This is a genomic window from Roseateles hydrophilus, assembly GCF_026712245.1.
Taxonomy (GTDB): Bacteria; Pseudomonadota; Gammaproteobacteria; order Burkholderiales; family Burkholderiaceae_C; genus Pelomonas; species Pelomonas hydrophilus.
In genome coordinates this window covers 848,047-866,825 of sequence record NZ_JAPPUY010000001.1, presented here as the reverse complement: position 1 = coordinate 866,825, position 18,779 = coordinate 848,047, and the positions used below count along the sequence as shown (strand labels likewise).

General features: G+C 71.9%; 14 protein-coding genes. 8 read left to right on the top strand and 6 right to left on the bottom strand.

Annotated elements, in window-relative coordinates; all coding sequences use genetic code 11:
- Window positions 1-20 precede the first annotated feature (20 nt).
- Together NYO99_RS03830 and NYO99_RS03825 are read left to right on the top strand one after the other, a co-directional pair.
- Window positions 21-1,016 (top strand): MerR family transcriptional regulator, encoded by a 996-nt coding sequence (locus tag NYO99_RS03830; protein ID WP_268165770.1) that lies wholly within the window; start codon window positions 21-23, stop codon window positions 1,014-1,016.
- Window positions 1,017-1,092: 76 nt separating this feature from the next.
- Complete coding sequence (locus NYO99_RS03825) at window positions 1,093-1,557, top strand: hypothetical protein (RefSeq protein WP_268165769.1); 465 nt, start codon at window positions 1,093-1,095, stop codon at window positions 1,555-1,557.
- A gap of 65 nt (window positions 1,558-1,622) precedes the next feature.
- On the opposite strand, the gene NYO99_RS03820 is transcribed toward NYO99_RS03825, so the two are convergent.
- The 6 genes from NYO99_RS03820 to NYO99_RS03795 all read right to left on the bottom strand — a co-directional run bounded on the left by NYO99_RS03820 (window position 1,623) and on the right by NYO99_RS03795 (window position 10,066).
- Window positions 1,623-1,826, bottom strand: coding sequence for a YbdD/YjiX family protein (locus NYO99_RS03820; RefSeq protein WP_422395468.1), 204 nt, complete (start codon window positions 1,824-1,826; stop codon window positions 1,623-1,625).
- Entirely contained in the window at window positions 1,819-3,882 is a 2,064-nt protein-coding gene (locus NYO99_RS03815) for a carbon starvation CstA family protein (protein WP_268165768.1), read from the bottom strand. The genes NYO99_RS03820 and NYO99_RS03815 overlap by 8 nt, the downstream gene beginning before the upstream one ends.
- A gap of 121 nt (window positions 3,883-4,003) precedes the next feature.
- Window positions 4,004-4,642 carry a response regulator transcription factor gene (locus NYO99_RS03810; protein ID WP_268165767.1) on the bottom strand — a complete coding sequence of 213 codons (639 nt, stop codon included), beginning with the start codon at window positions 4,640-4,642 and terminating at the stop codon, window positions 4,004-4,006.
- Entirely contained in the window at window positions 4,639-5,988 is a 1,350-nt protein-coding gene (locus tag NYO99_RS03805; RefSeq protein WP_268165766.1) for a cache domain-containing protein, read from the bottom strand. Before NYO99_RS03805 ends, NYO99_RS03810 begins: the two co-directional genes overlap by 4 nt.
- 14 nt (window positions 5,989-6,002) lie before the next feature.
- Window positions 6,003-9,353, bottom strand: a complete 3,351-nt coding sequence (locus tag NYO99_RS03800; RefSeq protein ID WP_268165765.1) for a S41 family peptidase — start codon at window positions 9,351-9,353, stop codon at window positions 6,003-6,005.
- Window positions 9,354-9,418: 65 nt separating this feature from the next.
- A complete protein-coding gene (locus NYO99_RS03795) occupies window positions 9,419-10,066 on the bottom strand; it encodes a DedA family protein (RefSeq protein ID WP_268165764.1) in 648 nt (215 codons plus the stop codon).
- Between the two features lie 51 nt (window positions 10,067-10,117).
- Between NYO99_RS03795 and mutL the strand changes: the two genes are divergently transcribed.
- The 6 genes from mutL to NYO99_RS03765 all read left to right on the top strand — a co-directional run bounded on the left by mutL (window position 10,118) and on the right by NYO99_RS03765 (window position 18,640).
- Window positions 10,118-11,989, top strand: a complete 1,872-nt coding sequence (gene mutL, locus NYO99_RS03790) for a DNA mismatch repair endonuclease MutL (protein ID WP_268165763.1) — start codon at window positions 10,118-10,120, stop codon at window positions 11,987-11,989.
- 3 nt (window positions 11,990-11,992) lie between these two features.
- The gene (locus tag NYO99_RS03785) at window positions 11,993-13,318 is read left to right on the top strand and encodes a pseudouridine synthase (RefSeq protein WP_268165762.1); all 1,326 of its coding nucleotides are present in this window, start codon (window positions 11,993-11,995) and stop codon (window positions 13,316-13,318) included.
- Window positions 13,285-14,313, top strand: a complete 1,029-nt coding sequence (miaA, locus tag NYO99_RS03780) for a tRNA (adenosine(37)-N6)-dimethylallyltransferase MiaA (RefSeq protein WP_268165761.1) — start codon at window positions 13,285-13,287, stop codon at window positions 14,311-14,313. Before NYO99_RS03785 ends, miaA begins: the two co-directional genes overlap by 34 nt.
- Entirely contained in the window at window positions 14,310-14,963 is a 654-nt protein-coding gene (locus NYO99_RS03775; protein ID WP_268165760.1) for an ABC transporter ATP-binding protein, read from the top strand. The genes miaA and NYO99_RS03775 overlap by 4 nt, the downstream gene beginning before the upstream one ends.
- A gap of 93 nt (window positions 14,964-15,056) precedes the next feature.
- Window positions 15,057-17,612, top strand: coding sequence for an ABC transporter permease (locus NYO99_RS03770; protein ID WP_268165759.1), 2,556 nt, complete (start codon window positions 15,057-15,059; stop codon window positions 17,610-17,612).
- Complete coding sequence (locus NYO99_RS03765; protein ID WP_268165758.1) at window positions 17,609-18,640, top strand: lipocalin-like domain-containing protein; 1,032 nt, start codon at window positions 17,609-17,611, stop codon at window positions 18,638-18,640. The genes NYO99_RS03770 and NYO99_RS03765 overlap by 4 nt, the downstream gene beginning before the upstream one ends.
- Window positions 18,641-18,779: the final 139 nt, after the last annotated feature.

Here is an 18,779-nt window from a genome sequence, read left to right as displayed (position 1 = left end):
CCGATTCATTCAGGAGAGCCATGACCCGATCCTCACGCACCACCAGCCATCACCGCAGCGGTGCCGTCGCCCGCATGCTGGGCGTGCCGGTGGCCACGCTGCGCAACTGGGAGCGCCGCTACGCGCTGACGCAGCCGGCCACCTCGCCGAGCGGCCAGCGCCTGTACTCGGCGGACGATGTGCGGCGGCTCACCCTCATCAAGCAGCTCAATGACCTGGGGCATGCCATCGGCCAGCTCGCGGCGCTGGACATGGCGCAACTGCAGCAGGTGGCAGCCACGCATGCGAACACGCTGGCCGCCACGCAGTCGGCCGGCGGCCGCGCGGCCGCTTTGGCGCCCCGGCCGCCGCTGCGCCTGGCCGTCATCGGCGCCGCGTTGGGCGAACGGCTGCGTCGCCCGACGCTGCTGCAGCGGCTGGGCGCGGCGCTGGTGCTGCTGGGACCGTTTGAGGACGCAGCCCAGGCCGCGGCGGCGCTGGCCGACACGCCGGTGGATGCCGTGCTCGTGCAAAAGCCGCAGCTGCACCCGGACTGGCTGGCCGCCTTTGACACCGCCGCGCCGGCGCTCGCCGCCACGCCCAAGGCGGTGCTGTACCGCTTCGCCGCCGATGCGGTCAGCGACGCGCTGGCGGACGCCGGCCTGCGGCTGCTGCGCGAACCGCAGCCCGACAGCGTGCTGGCGCAATGGCTGCAAGACCTGAGCGCGCCTCACGCGGGCACCGCGCCCACGCTGCCACTGCTGCCCACGCCGGCCCCGCGCCGCTGGAGCGACGCCGCGCTGGCCGACTTCGCCAGCCTGTCGTCCACCATCGCCTGCGAATGCCCTCGCCACCTGGCTGAGCTGCTGGTGCAGCTGTCGCACTTTGAGGCCTACAGCGCCGACTGCGAACACCGCAACGCGGCCGATGCGGCCCTGCACGGCCACCTCGTCCGCGTCACGGCGGCCTGCCGCAACAGCCTGGAAGCGGCGCTGGAACACGTGGCCCGGCACGAAGGCCTGCTGCTGCCGCGCTGAGCGAGCACCGTCAACCACGCATGCGCTCACCCCGCCGCGCTGCACCGCTGCTGACGGAGAGACACTGCCGCACGCCATGACTCGAACACTGGACCACCCGATGCGCGCACTTCGAGGGCTGCTGGGTCTCATGACCGCCGCCACGTTGACTGCCTGTTCACCGAGCCCGCAGGTATCCGCGCGCATCGGCGCCGAAGCGGCCAAGGCCGAGACGATTGACCTTGCAGCACTCACACCGTTTGCGTGGGATCGCGCGTTGGTGTTCAGCCCCTACACCTCGACGGACGACATCTGCAGCGCCCTGCCAGCGTCGTTCACGTCCTGCGCGAACGCCTACCCGCAGGGCGTCGATGAGGGCAGCTTCCTGCTGGTCTTCGTCCGCGCCGGCAACGTGGTTCACCATGAACTGCACGGCCGCCACAACGGCGAGTTCTGTTCACAGAGCTGCAGGCTTGAACTCAGGCCGGAGACGGCACGCTTCACGGTCTCGTCTTCAGCGTCCGACCAGGACAGAAAGCATTTCTCGCCAGCGGCTCGCTGAAACCGCACTGCAGGCAGCGCCTGCGGGTGGTCTTCAGGAAGAGGCGTGGGGTTCGCGCTGCGGGGTCAGCAGCACTTCCCGACACGCGCGCTGTAGCGCGCGGCCTGCCTCTCCCTGAAGAACTCCTCGTAGCTCATCGGCGCCCGGTCCGGGTGCGTGGCCTGGTGGTGGGCCAGGTAGCTGCCGTAGTCCGGCACGCCCACCATCAAGCGCAGGCTCTGCGTGAGGTAGCGGCCGGCCTGGGCCAGCTCGCGGCCCAGTTCACGCACCTTGGCCCGCCGGCAGCGCCACGAAAGGCGTTTCCTGCGCCGTGACCTTGCCGGTGCGGCGCGCAGCCAGGATGGACTTGACGCTGTAGATCAGCACGCTGATCACCACGCCCATGAACAGCGCGCACAGCGCCGCGTCCAGCCGGTCGTTGAACACCACGCGCGACATCGCGTCCAGGCTCTTGGCCGGTGCCAGCACCTTGCCCTCGGCAATCGCGGCAGCGTACTTGTCGGCATGGGCCAGGAAGCCCAGCCTCGGGTCGGCAGAGAAGATCTTCAGCCAGCCGGCCGTCATCGTGCAGACCAGCAGCCAGGCGGCCGGCACCGCCGTCACCCAGGCGTAGCGGTCCTTCTTCATCTTGAACAGCACGACCGTGCCCAGCAGCAGCGCCACGGCGGCCAGCATCTGGTTGGCGATGCCGAACAGCGGCCACAGCGTGTTGATGCCGCCCAGCGGGTCGACCACGCCCTGGTACAGGAAGTAGCCCCAGGCCGCCACGCACAGGCCGGTGGCCAGCAGGTTGGCCACCCAGCTCTCGGTGCGCTTGAGCGAGGGCACGAAGCTGCCCAGCAGGTCCTGCAGCATGAAGCGGCCGGCGCGCGTGCCGGCGTCCACGGCGGTCAGGATGAACAGGGCCTCGAACAGGATGGCGAAGTGGTACCAGAAGGCCATCATGGCCTTGCCGCCCACCACCTGGTGCAGGATTTCGGCCATGCCCACGGCCAGCGTCGGCGCACCGCCGGCACGGGCCAGGATGGTCTTCTCGCCGACGTCGGCTGCGGCCTGCGTCAGCATCTCGGGCGTCACGACAAAGCCCCAGGTGGACAGCGTCTGGGCCACCGTGGCGGCGTCCTTGCCGACGACGGCCGCGGGGCTGTTCATCGCGAAGTACACGCCCGGCTCGATGCACGAGGCGGCCACCAGCGCCATCACGGCGACGAAGCTCTCGGCCAGCATGCCGCCGTAGCCGATGTAGCGGGCGTGGGTCTCGTTCTCCAGCAGCTTCGGGGACGTGCCCGAGGAGATCAGCGAGTGGAAGCCCGACACCGCGCCACAGGCGATGGTGATGAACAGGAAGGGGAACAGGTTGCCGGCCCACACCGGGCCGTTGCCGGCGGCGAACTGCGTCAGCGCCGGCATCTTCAGCGGCGGCGCCACGATGATGATGCCGATGGCCAGCGCGACGATGGTGCCGATCTTCAGGAAGGTCGACAGGTAGTCGCGCGGCGCCAGCAGCAGCCACACGGGAATGCAAGCGGCCACGAAGCCGTAGCCGATCAGCGCCCACACCAGCTGAACCGGCGTGAAGGTAAACAGGTGCGACAGCGTCGGATGCTCGCTGACCCACTGGCCGCCGAAGATGGCGGCCATCAGCAGCGCGAAGCCGATGACGGACACCTCGCCGATGCGGCCCGGGCGGATGAAGCGCAGGTACACGCCCATGAACAGCGCCACGGGGATCGTGGCCGCCACAGTGAACGCGCCCCACGGCGACTCCGCCAGCGCCTTCACGACGATGAGCGCCAGCACCGCGAGGATGATGATCATGATCATGAACGCGCCGAACAGCGCGATCAGGCCGGGCACGGTGCCCATCTCCTGCTTGACGAGGTCGCCCAGCGACCGGCCATCACGGCGCGTGGAGATGAACAGCACGATGAAGTCCTGCACCGCGCCGGCAAACACCACGCCGGCCAGGATCCACAGCAGCCCGGGCAGATAGCCCATCTGCGCCGCGAGCACCGGGCCCACCAGCGGGCCGGCACCGGCGATGGCCGCGAAGTGGTGGCCATACAGCACGTGCTTGTTGGTGGGCACGTAGTCCAGGCCGTCGTTGTACTTCCAGGCCGGGGTCTGGCGCTTGGCGTCCAGCTCCAGCACCTTGTCGGCGATGAACAGGCTGTAGTAGCGGTAGGCGATGAGGTAGACGCACAGGGCGGCGGACACGACCCACAGCGCGCTGATCGTCTCGCCACGGCTCAAGGCCACGGTGGCAAGCGACGCAGCGCCCAGGATCGCGACGCCCGCCCACGCGAGGTGGCGGCGCAGGTTCATGAGGCTTGTCTCCAAAGCGGCGCGCACGTCGGGATGGGCGGCGCTGCCGGGCCGGTCAGTGTCGAAAAACCGCCCCGGCCGGGCATCGGTCAAGCCACGCGGGCCAGACGCGCGGGACTACCTAAGGGTCAACCCCAGCGTCCCGCGCATGCTCCACCGCATACCGGATCAGCTCGGCCTGGCCCTCCAGGTCCAGCTTGCGCTTGATGCTCTGGCGGTGGGCTTCCACCGTGCGCACGGACAGATCCAGATCACGCGCGATCTGCTTGCTGGACGCGCCCTGCCCCAGCTTGGCGAGGATCTCGCTCTCGCGCGGCGTCAGCACCGGCTTCGGCGCCTGGCTGCGGAACAGCCGGCCCGACACGGCCGCGCTCAGGAAGGTGCCGCCGGCCGCCACCGCGTCGATGGCTGACACGATCTCGGTGGCCGGCGCGTCCTTCAGCACGTAGCCGCGCGCGCCCGCCTGCAGGGCGCGCTGCACGTACTCGGGGTTGTCGTACATGCTGAACATCAGCAGCTTGATGGCCGGCCGCGCGGCCAGCATCTCGGCGCCCAGCGTGATGCCGTTGACATCCTTCAGCCCGACATCCATCAGCACGACGTCGGGCGCCACCTGCGCCAGCAGCGCCAGCGCCTCGTCGCGGTGGCCGGCCTCGCCCACCACCGCGAAGCGCGGCACGCCGGCCAGGCGCGCCACCAGGCCCTCGCGCACCATGGGGTGGTCGTCGACGAGCAGGATGCGGATGGGGGCGGCAGTCATGGGGCGATGCGGGCGAGGTCGGCAGCCGAGAGTGTGACGCGCAGCCGGCAGCCCACGCCCGGTGAGGTCACGAGGCTCAGCACGGCGCCCAGCGCGTCGGCCCGCTCGCGCATGCTGCGCAGGCCCAGGCCGCGGTCGGCCACCGCCTGGGCGGCATCGGCGTCGAAGCCGCGGCCGTCGTCCGCCACCTCCAGCGCCACGCCGTCGCGCGGATCGAAACTCAGGCTCACTGTCACGGCCGTGGCCTGCGCGTGGCGGGCCGCGTTGCTGAGCGCCTCCTGCGTGATGCGGAACAGCGCGGTCTTCACCGCCTCGGGCAGCGCCACCTCGTCACCGCGCACCCGCGCGGTGAAGCGCGTGCCGCCGGCCGCGTCGAACTCGCCAGCCAGATGCTGCAGCGCGGCGGGCAGGCCCAGCGTGTCCAGCAGCGCCGGGCGCAGCGCATGCGACAGGTGGCGCACCTCGGCCAGCGTGCTGTTGAGCCGCTTCAGCGCCAGCGCCTGCAGCCGCTCGGCCTCGGCCGGCGCCTGCTGGGCCGACTCGATGAGCAGCTTGGTCGCGACAAGCGCCTGGCTGACGCCGTCGTGCAGCTCGCGGGCAAGCCGGGCGCGCTCGTCCTCCTGGCTCTGCACCACCTCGCGGGCCAGCGCGCGCAGCTTGGCCTCGGCGCTGCGGTGCTCGCTGAGGTTGAGCGCCAGCGCGCCGGCACTGATCAGCGCCACGCCGATGACGGCCACCGCGCCCACCCACAGCAGCGTGACGGTGATGTTGTGGCGGGCGCCGCGCGCCAGCTCGGCCATCGTGGCCTCGATGCCATCCAGGTACAGCCCCGTGCCCAGCATCCAGCCCCACTCGGGCACGGCCACCACATAGCCCAGCTTGGGCGCCAGCAGGCTGCTGGACGGCTTGCGCCACTGGTACTCCACATAGCCGCCACCGGCCTTGGCCTGCGCAATCAGCTGCTGGATGGTGAGCCGGCCCTGCGGGTCGCGCAGCGCCCAGAGGTTCTGACCGGTCAGCTCGGGCTGGCGCGAATGCATCAGCACCCGGCCCTGCAGGTCGTAGACGAAGAAGTAGCCGTCACGGCCGTAGTCCAGCGACTGCAGGATGTCCAGCGCGCGGCGCTGGCCATCGGGCTGGCCCAGCAGCGGCCGCACCGTGCTGACGGCCAGGTCCACGTAGTGCTTGAGCTCGGTGCGGCGCGCGTCCAGGTAGCTGGCCCGCACCAGCGCCTGCTCGCGCTCGGCGAGCGACTGCTCCTGGTGGCGCACGGCGAACGCGATCAGCGCCAGCGACGCCAGCAAGGGCAGCAGGGCCAGCAGGAACAGCCGGCCGCGCAGGGACAAGCCCGCCCCGCCCCTCATCGGCCGAGGGTGGCCGGCGCGGGCGCCGTCTTGCGCTGCACGGGCTGCCACGTGGCCAGCCGCTTCATGACGTCGGCGATGGCCGCGTCCAGCTGCGTGTCCTCGCCGCGGTTGACGGCGGCGGGGTCCAGCTCCACGTCCATGTCCGGCGCCACGCCCTCGTTCTCGATGCGCCACTCGCCCTCGGGCGTGTAGAAGCGGAAGTACGGCACCGTCAGGAAGCCGCCGTCGATCAGCGGCGGGTTGGCCGAGATGCCGATCAGCCCGCCCCAGGTGCGCTTGCCGATCAGCGGCCCCAGGCCCACGCGCTTGAAGGCGTAGGGCATGAAGTCGCCGCCGGAGCCGGCGTCCTGGTCGATGAGCATGGCCTTGGGGCCGTAGATGGCGCCGCCGGGTGTCTCGAACACCAGGCCGTCGCGGTCCTTCCAGCCACCCAGGTAGGGGCGGGACAGCAGCTCGATCACGTAGTTCGCGGCCTGGCCGCCGCCGTTGCGGCGGTCGTCCACGATGAGGGCGGGCTTGTCGATCTGCGCGAAGAACATGCGGTTGAAGTGCTCGAAGCCCTGCCCCGCGGTGTCCGGCATGTAGACGTAGGCGATCTTGCCGCCGCTCTTGGCCTGCACCTTCTCGCGGTTGCCCTCGATCCACGCCCAGCGGCGCAGCAGCGCGTCGCTGGCGACGGGCTCCACGGTCACGTCGCGCCTGCCCGTGCCGGCGGCGTCCTGTGCGACGGTCAGCACGACCTGCTTGCGCAGCGTGTTCTCCATCAGCGCATGCACGTTGGTCGCGGCATCGAGCTCGCGGCCGTTGATGGCGAGCAGGAAGTCGCCCGCCTTCACGCCCAGGCCGGGAGCGGCCAGCGGCGCGCGCAGGTGCGGGTTGAGGCGGTCACCGGCGTAGATGCGCGTGATGCGGTGGCGCCCGCCCTCCAGCGCGAAGTCCGCACCCAGCAAGCCCACGGGCACCGTGGGCTCCTGCAGCACATCTCCGCCGCCCACGCGGTTGTGGCCCACCTGCAGCTCGGCGATCAGCTGCACCAGCAGGTCGTTGAGGTCCTCGCGGCGCTGCACGAAGGCCAGCTGCGGCAGGTAGCGGTCGTAGACGGCCTGCCAATCCAGGCCGTGCAGGGCGGCGTCGTAGAAGAACTCCTTCTGCATCCACCAGGTCTCGTCGAAGATCTGCCGCCATTCGGCGCGCAGGTCCACGCGCATGCGCAACGACTGCTCCACCGGCTTGCCGTCGAGCTTGTCGTTGGCGTCGCCCACTTCCAGCGCGTTGCCGGCCAGCGTCAGCAGCAGCTTCTTGGCGTCGCCGCTCAGCGAGAACTCGGCCACGCCCTCCTTCAGCCGCTTGGCCTTGCGCTCCTGCGGGTCGTAGCGCCACAGCTCGGCGGTGGCGCGGCGCTCGGCCTGCGGCGCCTCGTTGCTGGCGCCGGGCTGCGGGCGCTGCAGATAGAACAGTGCGCCGTCCGCGCCCACGGCCAGGTTGTCGTAGTTGCGCTCGGCCAGCGGCAGCGCCACCAGCCGCTGCGGCAGGCCGTCCAGGTCGATGCGGATCGGCTTGGGCGCGGCCGGCTTCTTCGCCTCCGGCTTGGCGTCGTCAGGCTTCTTGGCGGCGGGCTTGGCGGCCTCGTCGTCGTCCTTGCGGCCCTCCTCGTCACCCGGGCGCGGCGCCAGCGGTGACTTGCCATCGGCCGCCAGCACCAGCGCGTACAGCCCGGCGCGGCGCGGCCGCTCCTGCGTGGACAGGTCCAGCCCCACCTGGCCGGGGCCGGAGTTGATGGACGCGCTGAAGTACAGCACGTCGCCCTTGGGCGAGAACACCGGGTTGCCCGCGTGCGACAGGCCGTCGGTCACGGCGTGATGGTGCCCGCTGCCCAGCTCGTGCAGCCAGATGCGGCCAAAGTAGTTCTCGCCCGAGGTCGTGTAGGCCAGCCAGCGGCTGTCCGGCGAGAACGACACCGAGAAGCCGTCAGAACCGAAGCGCCGCGCGTCCGACGCCAGCTTCACCAGCTGGCCGCGCTGCGCGCCCGCCGCGAGGCCGAGCGTGTAGAGGTTCAGGTGGTTGTCGTGCAGCACCAGCGTCTGGCCGTCGGGCGACCAGTCCAGCAGCGTGAAGTAGCTGCCCTTGCCCAGCGCAAAGCGCTCGCGCGGGCCCAGGCCGTTCTGCGCCTGCAGCACCAGCTCGTGCCGCATGCCCGGCGCGTCCGACACATAGGCCACGCGCTGCCCGTCGGGGCTCCACAGCGCGTCCTTCTCGCGCACACCGGCGCTCTCGGTCAGGTTGCGCACGCTGCCGTCTTTCACGGGCAGCGAAAACACCTCGCCGCGCGCACTGACCAGCACGCGCTTGCCCGTGCTGGACAGGCGCGCCGAGCTCAGCGCCTTGGCCGCATCGCGCCACTGCGGACGGGCCAGCGCGCCGCTGTCGGCCACGCGAATGTCCAGCGTCACCGGGCTGCCGCCGGCCAGCTCGATCTGCTTGATGCGGCCACCGCTCTCGTACACCAGCGTGCTGCCCACGGCGTCCACGCTGCGCACGTCCCAGCGGGTCTCGCGGGTCAGCTGGCGCAGCGCGCGCGTGGACGGGTTGAACACAAACAGGTTGGCCACGCCGGTTGCATCGCCGTCGCGGTCGGAGATGAACACCACCTCACCGCCCGCCCACACGGGCGCCGAGTCCGTCGCATTGACATGCGGGATCTGCTGCCAGCGCTGTCCGGCCTGCGGGCCCTGCATGTCCATGATCCACACCGGCGGCGTCGAGCCGCCGCGGCTCTGGCGCCAGCCGCTGGGGCCGCTGTAGGCCGCGTTGTAGGGCCGGTAGGCCAGCTGGCGGCCGTCGGGCGACCAGGCGCCCTCGAAAGCCACGGCCGCCATCAGCCGCTGCTCAAAGCCACCCTTCACGCTGACCTCGAACAGCTGATTGCTGCGGTTGTTCAGCACCTCGCGCGGCGACGCAAACAGCACGCGCTGGCCGTCGGCGCTCCAGCCGTTGACGGTGTCGGGCGCCGGGTGCCAGGTCAGCCGCTTCGCATCGCCGCCGTCCACGCTGATGACGTAGACGTCGGTGTTGCCGTCGTAGCTGGCCGAGAACGCGATCTGCCGCCCGTCCGGCGAGAAGCGCGGCGCGAACTCTGCTGCAGCGTGGCTGGTGAGCCGGCGCGGCTGAGCGCCGTTGCGGTCGGCAATCCACAGGTCGCCACCGTAAACGAAGGCCAGGTGCGTCTTGGACACGGCCGGCTGACGCAGCATCAGCGTCGGCTCGGCCACGGTGGCGGCCTGCGCCAGGCCGGAGGTCGTCCAGGCCAGGGCCAGCGCCGCCCGCATGAGGGGGGACAGGGTCATCGGGATCTCCGACTAGAGTCGCAAAGCCCGCGACTCTAGTCCCGCGGCACCGTCCGTTCGAAAAGTCAGCCCGGCTGACCCTTGAATCGCGCCCGCAGGCCGCCGGCGATGACGATCAAGCCCGGGATGACGATCATGGCCCAGATGATCTTGCTCAGGTGCGTCTGCACCCACGGCAGGTTGCCGAACAGGTAGCCGGCCACGCACAGACCCACCACCCAGATGACGGCGCCCACGACGTTGAACAGCGTGAACTTGCCGCGGCTCATCTCGGCCACGCCGGCCACGAAGGGCACGAACGTGCGCACGAAGGGCATGAAGCGGGCAATGATGATGGTGATGCCGCCGTGCTTCTCGTAGAAAGCATGGGCCGCGTCGAACGCCTTCTTGTTGAAGAAGCGCGACTGCTCCCACTGGAAGACCTTGGGGCCGATGTAGCGGCCGATCATGTAGTTGCACTGATCGCCCAGGATGGCGGCGGCCAGCAGCACGGCGATGGCCACCGGCAGGCTCATCAGGCCCGCGCCGCACAGCGCACCGACGACAAACAGCAGTGAATCACCCGGCAGGAAGGGCATCACCACGACGCCGGTCTCGGTAAACACGATGAGGAACAGCAGCGCATACACCCAGACGCCATAGGTGGCCACGAAGGTGGCCAGGTGCTTGTCCACATGCAGGATGAAGTCGATCAGGAAGGTCAGCAGGTCCATGGCGCGGCATTATCCGGACGCCACCATGACACCCCGTCGATAATCCCGCAGATGGATGTGCCCCTGCCAGAACTTGCCCCGCCGCGCGTGATCCGCGAGCTGCCCGATGAGCTGATCAGCCAGATTGCCGCCGGTGAGGTGGTGGAGCGGCCGGCCTCGGTGGTGCGTGAGCTGGTGGACAACGCGCTGGACGCCGGGGCGAAGAACGTGCTGGTCAAGCTGATGGCCGGCGGCGTGCGCGCCATCGTCGTCGAGGACGACGGCTGCGGCATCCCCGTGGCCCAGCTGCCGCTGGCGCTGAAGCGCCATGCCACCAGCAAGATCGCGTCGCTGCACGAGCTGGAGTCCGTGGCCACCATGGGCTTTCGAGGCGAGGCGCTGGCGGCCATCGCGTCGGTGTCCGAGATGTCGGTGGCCAGCCGCACGGCCGACGCGCCCCACGCCCACCGGCTGGACGCCCGCAGCGGCGAACTGGCCGCAGCCGCCCGCTCGCGCGGCACCAGCGTGGAGGTGCGCGAGCTGTTCTTCGCCACGCCTGCGCGCCGCAAGTTCCTGAAGACCGACGCCACCGAGCTGGCCCACTGCGTGGAGGCCGTGCGCCGCCATGCGCTGGCGCGGCCGGACGTGGGCTTCGCGATCTGGCACGAGGGCAAGCTCGTCGACCAGTGGCGGGCCGCGTCCGTCGAGCAGCGCATCAGCGACGTGCTGGGCGAAGACTTCGTGCACGACAGCCGCGCCTTCGAGCACAGCGCCGGCCCGCTGGCGCTGACCGGCCGCGCCGGCCTGCCCGAGGCCTCACGCTCGCGCGCCGACCAGCAGTACGTCTGGGTCAACGGCCGCTATGTGCGCGACAAGCTCATCAGCCACGCCATCCGCTCCGCCTACGAGGACGTGCTGCACGGCCAGCGCCAGCCCAGCTACGTGCTGTTCATCGAGATCGCGCCCGAGCTGGTGGACGTGAACGTGCACCCGACCAAGATCGAGGTGCGCTTCCGCGACGGCCGCGCCATCCACCAGGCCGTGCGCCGCGCCTTCATCGACGCGCTGGCGCAATCGCGCAGCGCCGAGGTGGCCGGCGCCGAGGCCATCGAGTCCGCGATGGCGCCGCTGGCCTTCGAGCCGACGGCCGCCGCCACGCTCTACGTGGCCGAGCCGCGCCCGGCCTACGCGGCGCCGGCCGCCTTCACGCCGCCCGTGCCGCCCACGGCCGAGCAGGTGCGGCTGTCGCTGGTGCAGACCGAGGCGCTGTGGCAACCCACCCGGCCGGTCGTGCCCACCGCGCTGCCCGACAGCCGGCCCGCGCCGCTGGTCGACCTGCCCGCGCTGCCCAAGAACCAGGACTGGCCGCTGGGCCGCGCGATCGCGCAGATCCAGGGCGTCTACATCCTGGCCGAGAACAAGCAGGGCCTGGTCATCGTGGACATGCACGCGGCGCACGAGCGCGTTGTCTACGAGCGGCTGAAGGCCAAGCTGGGCTCCACGACCATCGAAAGCCAGCCGCTGCTGATCCCGGTCAGCTTCGCGGCCACGGCCGAAGAGGTCGCCGCCGCCGAGCAGCATGCCGACACGCTGAGCCAGCTCGGGCTGGACGTGTCGCCGCTGTCCACGCGCACACTCGCCGTGCGCTCGCGGCCGGCGCTGCTGGCGGCCAGCGACCTCGTTGCGCTGACCCGCGAGCTGCTGGCCGAGATGGCGCAGTTCGACGCCAGCTCGGTGCTGGAACGCGCCCAGCACGAGATCCTGGCCACCATGGCCTGCCACGGCGCCGTGCGCGCCAACCGGCAGCTGACGCTGGACGAGATGAACGCGCTGCTGCGCGACATGGAAACCACCGAACGCGCCGACCAGTGCAACCACGGCCGCCCCACCTGGCGCCAGCTCGACATGAAAGAGCTGGACGCCCTTTTCCTCCGCGGACGCTGAACCATGGCCACGCTCACCCTCAAGAACAAGAAACCCGCCGCCAAGACCGCCCGCACCGCCGACGGCGAGAAACGCGGGCCGCTGCGCGGCAAGGGCGTCTCCAAGCCTCGCCCCACGCTGGCCCGGGCCCAGGCCGACCGCGCCGAGCGCGAAGCCCGCTACCAGCAGGCCCAACAGGCCAAGCAGGAGCGCGAACGCGGCGCGGCACAGCGCCAAGATCGCCAGGAGCGCCCGGCCCGGCCCAAGCCCACCGGCTTCCGGCCCGAGCAGCCGCCCCAGCGTGGCGAGCCCTTGCGCCGCGATGACCGCGATGACCGTGACCACCGCGGCGGCCGCCCTGCCCCGCGCAGTGGCGGCTTCAACCCGGACGCGCCGCAGCGCGCGCCACGCGGCGAGCCGGTGCGCCGCAGCGAACACCGCGACGAACGCCCCGGCGACCGCCCGCGGGATGACCGCCCGCCGCGCGTGGACCAGCGCCGCGTGGCCCACCGCGGCCCGGACTTTGTGCCGCCGACGGCGCGCCGCAACCCGGCCCGCGAGGTGGACGCCGAGGACGGCGACCGCCTGTCCAAGCGCATGAGCGAGCTCAAGCTCGCGTCGCGCCGCGAGGCCGACGAGTGGATCGCCGCCGGCTGGGTGCGCGTCGACGGCAAGGTCGCCGTGCTGGGCCAGCGCGTCGTCGGCGATGTACAGATCGACATCGACCCTGCCGCCCGCCAGGCGCAGGCGCAACTCGTCACCGTGCTGCTGCACAAGCCCATTGGCTATGTGTCGGGCCAGGCCGAGGATGGCTACGAGCCCGCCGTCGTGCTGTTCCAGCAGGAGAACCGCTGGAAGGACGACCCGTCCGGCATCAAGCCCCACCCCAACCACCACCGCCACCTGGCGCCCGCCGGCCGGCTGGACATCGACTCCACCGGCCTGCTGGTGCTGACGCAGGACGGCCGCATCGCCAAGGCGCTGATCGGCGACGACTCCGACATCGAGAAGGAGTACCTCGTGCGCGTGGAGTACGTCGGCCTGCCCGGCGATGAACCCGTGCCCGAGGGCACGCTGCCCAATTCGGCGCTGTCCAACAACAAGCTCGCGCTGCTGAACCACGGCCTGGCGCTGGACGGCGAGACGCTCAAGCCCGCCAAGGTCAGCTGGCAGAACGAGCAGCAGCTGCGCTTCGTGCTGCGCGAGGGCAAGAAGCGCCAGATCCGCCGCATGTGCGAGCTGGTCGGGCTCAAGGTCGTGGGCCTGAAGCGTGTGCGCATCGGCCGCATCCCGCTGGGCCACCTGCCCGTCGGGCAATGGCGTTACCTGGCACCGTGGGAGCGCTTCTGACCCCGATCTGTTTGGCCGGCCCCACCGGCTGCGGCAAGACGGCGGCGGCCTTGGCCATCGCCGAGGTGCTGCCGGTCGAGATCATCAGCGTCGACTCGGCGCTGGTGTACCGCGGCATGGACATCGGCACCGCCAAGCCCACGGCCGCCGAGCAGGCCGCGGTGCCGCATCACCTGATCGACATCCTCGACCCGCTGGAGAGCTACTCCGCCGCCGACTTCGTTCGCGACGCCAAGCGGCTCGCGGGCGAGATCGCCGCGCGCGGCAAGCTGCCGCTGCTAGTGGGCGGCACCATGCTGTATTTCAAGGCGCTGTTCGACGGCCTGTCGACGCTGCCGCAGGCCGATGCCGACCTGCGCGCGGCCATTGACGCCGAGGCTGCCGAGCGCGGCTGGCCCGCCATGCATGCGGAGCTGGCCACGCTGGACCCCGAGACCGGCGCGCGCCTGGCCCCCAACGACAGCCAGCGCATCCAGCGCGCGCTGGAGGTCATCCGCCTGACCGGCCAACCCTTGAGCGCGCTGCACGCCGCGTCGCGCGACGACGGCGTGGACTGGCCGCTGTTTTCGCTGGAGCCCACCGACCGCGCCTGGCTGCACGAGCGGCTGGCGCAGCGCTTCGATCAGATGCTTGAGCATGGGTTGATCGACGAAGTGAAGGCACTGCGCGCGCGCGGCGACCTGTCACTGGCGCTGCCGTCCATGCGCTGCGTGGGCTACCGGCAGGTGTGGGAGGCGCTGGACGCCGATGAAGAGATGGCGCCCCCAGGACTGGGCAATGACCAGTCCGCCCCCCGAGGGGGTCAAGGCAGCTTGGGGCGGCCCGGCGCTGCCTTGGGCGACCTGCGCGAGCGCGGCATTGCCGCGACGCGGCAGCTTGCCAAACGCCAGGTCACCTGGCTGCGCAGCATGCCCAGGCGGCGCGTCATCGCCTGCGATGGCGCGCAGCCCATCCCGGAGCTGCTGGCTGCATTGCAAAGGTGGATGAACGCATGACGGTGCTTTCTGCCCGCGGGCTCGCGAAGCGCTACGCCGACACGCCGGTGTTCACCGGCATTGACCTGGACCTGGCCGCGGGCGAGATCGTTGCGCTGCTGGGCGAATCGGGCAGCGGCAAGTCCACGCTGCTGAACTGCCTGGCCGGGCTGGACGAGGCCGATGCCGGCTCGATCACGCTGGCCGGGCAGGACCTGCGGCCGCTGGACGACGAGGCGCGCTCGGCGCTGCGGCGGCAGTCGCTGGGCTTCATCTTCCAGGCCTTCCACCTGCTGCCACACCTGAGCGTGGCGGACAACGTCGCCCTGCCCTTGCGGCTGCTGGGGCAGCGGGACGACGGCCGGGTGGCGGCGATGCTGGACGCGGTGAACCTCGGCTCGCTGGCGGCGCGCATGCCGCGGCAGTTGTCGGGCGGGCAGTTGCAGCGGGTGGCCATCGCACGCGCCTTGGTGCACCGGCCAAAGCTGGTGCTGGCGGACGAGCCCACTGGCAACCTGGATGCACGGCATGCGGCGGAGGTGCTCGACCTGCTGCGGCGCTGCACGCATGACGTTGGCGCGGCTTGTCTGCTGGTGACGCACTCGGACGTGGCGGCGCAGGCGGCGGATCGCCGGTTGCGCCTGGATGCAGATGGGTTGCATGCCTCGTGACTTTGGCTTGACGCCACCGCCCATGCCGGGAGTTCGCCCCGGCGGGCGACGTCCCGGCATCGGCCTGGGCGGCAAGCCAGATCGCGCGAAGCCATGACGTCCCTCTGGCGCCACCTCACCTGGCCCGCCTGGCGCGACCAGCCCGGCCGTGTGGTGCTGGCCGTCATCGCCGTGATGCTGGGCGTCGCCCTCGCTTTCGGCGTGCACCTGCTCAACGGCGCCGCGCTTACCGAGTTCGCGCGGGCCGCGCGCAGCGTCAATGGCCAGCCCGACCTCGTGCTGCGCGCCCGCAGCGGCCCGCTGACCGATGCCGACTTCACCGCCCTGCTCCAGCAGCCCGAGGTGGCCGCCGCCAACCCCGTGCTGCAGGGCCAGGCCGTCTGGCGCGGCAAGACCGGCGCCGATGAGCGGCCGCTGCTGATCCGCATCACCGGCGCTGACGTGCTGGCCCTGCTGGCCTCGGCCGGCGGCGCCCGGCCGCTGGCGCCCGACCTGCTGCCCCAGGTCGATGGCGGCGGCCCCGGCGCGCTGCTGGGCGCGCGCACGCTGCACCTCAACGCCGCCGCGCGCCGCCACCTCGCCGAGGGCCAGACCACGCTGACGCTGCGCATCGCCGTGCCCGGCGACCCCACGCCGCGCGATGTCGAGTTCGCGGTTGGCGGCCGCATCGCCGCCGGCAACGCCCCGCTGGCGCTGCTGGACATCGCCGACGCCCAGCAGCTGCTGGGCCGCCTGGGCGCGCTGGACCGCATCGACGTCCAGCTCGCCGACGGCGTGGACGCCCGCGCCTGGGCCGCGCGCCAGCCCGCCCACTGGCGCGCCGAGCCGCCGGCCGATGAAGGCGAGCGCCTGTCGGACATGACGCGCGCCTACCGCGTCAACCTCGGCCTGCTGGCGCTGATGGCGCTGTTCACCGGCAGCTTCCTCGTCTACGCCGTGCTGTCTCTGGCCACCGCGCAGCGGCTGCCGCAATGGGCGCTGGTGGGCGTGTTGGGCGTGTCGGCACGCATGCGCTGGCGGCTCATCCTCATCGAAGGCGCGGCCATCGGCATCGTCGGCACGGCGCTGGGGCTGGCGCTGGGCGTGGGCCTGGCGGCCGGCGCGCTGAAGCTGCTGGGCAGCGACCTGGGCCTGCATGGCGAGGGCGGCTCGTCGGTCGGGCTGCTGTTCAACCAGCCACTGCTGGGGCCAGGGCTTGCCTACGGGGCGCTGGGCCTGGTGGCGGCGCTGGCCGCCGCGCTGGCGCCGGCACTCACCGTGCGCCGCATCGCACCGGCCCTGGTGCTCAAGGGCCTGGGGCTGCCGGCCGGGCGCACGCTGCCCGCCTGGGTGGGCCTGGCGCTGCTGGCGCTGGGCGCGGCGCTGGCCACCCTGCCGCCACTGGACGGCACGCCGGTGGCAGCCTATCTGTCGATGTTCGTGCTGTTGATCGGCGGCATGGCGCTGGTGCCGGCGCTGGTGCGCGGGCTGGCGGCGCTGCTGGCACGCCTGCCGTCGGGCGCGCTGCTGTTGCTGGCCCGCGAGCGCAGCCGCGATCAGGCCACCGAAGCCCGCCGCTCGCTGGCCGGCGTGCTGGTGGCGCTGGCGCTGGCCGTCGCGATGACCGTGATGATCGGCAGCTTCCGCGCGTCCCTGATGCAGTGGCTGGACCACGCGCTGCCGGCCGACCTCTACGTGCGCTCCTCGCTGCGCGGGCCCGACGGCCTGCCCGCCCCGCTGGCGCCGGCCTACCTGCAGGCCGTGGACCAGCTGCCCGCCATCGCCCGCAGCGCGCCGCAACGCAGCACCCGCGTGCGGCTGGCGCCGGGCGCCGAACCCGTGTCGCTGACCGCCCGGCCCATGGACGAAGGCGGCCTGCCGCTGCTGCAGCGCTGGCAAGGCGAGCGGGCGCCGGGCGCACTGGCGGTGTGGGTCAACGAGGCCGGGCGCGACCAGAACGGCCTGCAGCCCGGCCGGGTGCTGACCGTGGAGCTGGTGGACGGCGGCGGCCGCGTCAGCGTGCAGGTGATGGGCGTGTGGCGCGACTACTCGCGCCAGAGCGCCGCGCTGTGGATGGCGCTGGCGGATTACCGCGCCGCCAGCGGCGATGAGCGCATCACCGAACTCGCGCTGTGGCTGCGGCCCGGCCAGCCGCTGGACGCCGCCCGCCAGGCCGTGCGCGCCGCCGCCGCGCAGGCCGAGGACATCGACACCGCCGCCGCCGGCGAGTTGCGCACGCTGTCGCTGCAGATCTTTGACCGCAGCTTCGCCATCACCGTGTGGCTGCAGGCCGTGGCGTTGGCGGTGGGGCTGTTCGGCGTCATCGCCAGCCAGTCGGCACAGGCGCTGGCGCGCAAGCGCGAGTTCGGGCTGCTGCGCCACCTGGGCCTGTCGCGCCGCGCGCTGATGAAGCTGCTGCTGCTGGAAGCCAGCCTCACCGGCGGCGCGGGCGCGCTGGCCGGCCTGGGGCTGGGCTTGGGCCTGAGCGCGGTGCTGGTGTTCGTCGTCAACCCGCAGAGTTTTCACTGGAGCATGGAGATGCACCTGCCCGTCACGCGCCTCGCCGTGCTCGTGGGCCTTGCGTTCGCGGCGGCCGTGTGCGCGTCGCTGCTGGCCGGCCGGCGCGCGCTGGGTGACCATGCGGTGCGCGCCGTGCGGGAGGACGCATGAAGCGCCGCGCCCTGCTGCTCGCCGCCCTGCCGCTGAATGCGCGTGCGGCGATGCGCTTCCCCGCCGACTTCGGCGCCCACCCGGCGCTGGGCATCGAGTGGTGGTACGTCACCGGCCTGCTGGGCACGCCCGGCCAGCCGCCGCGCTACGGCTACCAGCTCACCTTCTTCCGCGTGCCCGGCCCGGCACCGAGCGACCACCCCAGCCCGCTGGCCGCCAAGCAGCTGCTGCTGGGGCATGTGGCGCTGTCGGACCTCGCCGCCCGCCAGCAACGCCACACCCAGCGGCTGCTGCGCGCGCTGCCCGGCGTGGCCGAGGCCCGCGTGGGTGACTGCGCGCTGAAGCTGCGCGACTGGACGCTCACGCGTACGCCCGAGGGCTACCGCGCCGCGTTCAACGGCCCCGGCTTCACGCTGGCGCTGCAGCTCGCCACCACCGCGCCGCCGCTGCTGCAGGGCGAGGCCGGCATCTCACGCAAAGGCTCGGACGAAGACCAGTTCAGCCACTACTACTCCCGCCCGCAGCTCGCGACGACGGCCGACCTCGTGCTCGACGGCCGCCCGCAGCGCCTGACCGGCCGCGCGTGGCTGGACCACGAGTGGAGCGACAACTACCTCGGCGACACCGCCGGCTGGGACTGGCTGGGCATCAACCTGCACGACGGCCGCGCGCTCACGCTCTTCCAGTTGCGCCGCGAGGACGGCCAGCGCGACTGGGCCGGCGGCAGCGTGCGCACGCCGGGCCAGGCCGACCGCAGCTTCCGCCCCGACGAGGTGGTGATGACGCCGCTGCGCCACTGGACCAGCCCGGTCACCAGCGGCCGCTGGCCGGTGGCCTGGCGGCTGCAGAGCCCGGCCGGCGAGATGCGGCTGGAGGCCGCCTTCGACGCGCAGGAGGTGGACGCCCGGCGCAGCAGCGGCCTCGTCTACTGGGAAGGCGCCGCGCGCCTGCTGGACGCCGCCGGCCAGGAGATCGGCTGGGGCTACCTGGAGCTGACCGGCTACGTCGGCAAGCCGCCCATGGTCTGAGAGGTTGACAGTCTTTCACCCATGCCCGCCTTGCACGCCAAAACGCCCTCGCCCGTCGTTGCAAATGCTCGCCATAGCCCGAGTTATGGCTGCGCTTTGCGCCTCGTTCGAGGGCGCTTTGACGCGCCTTTCTGGCACG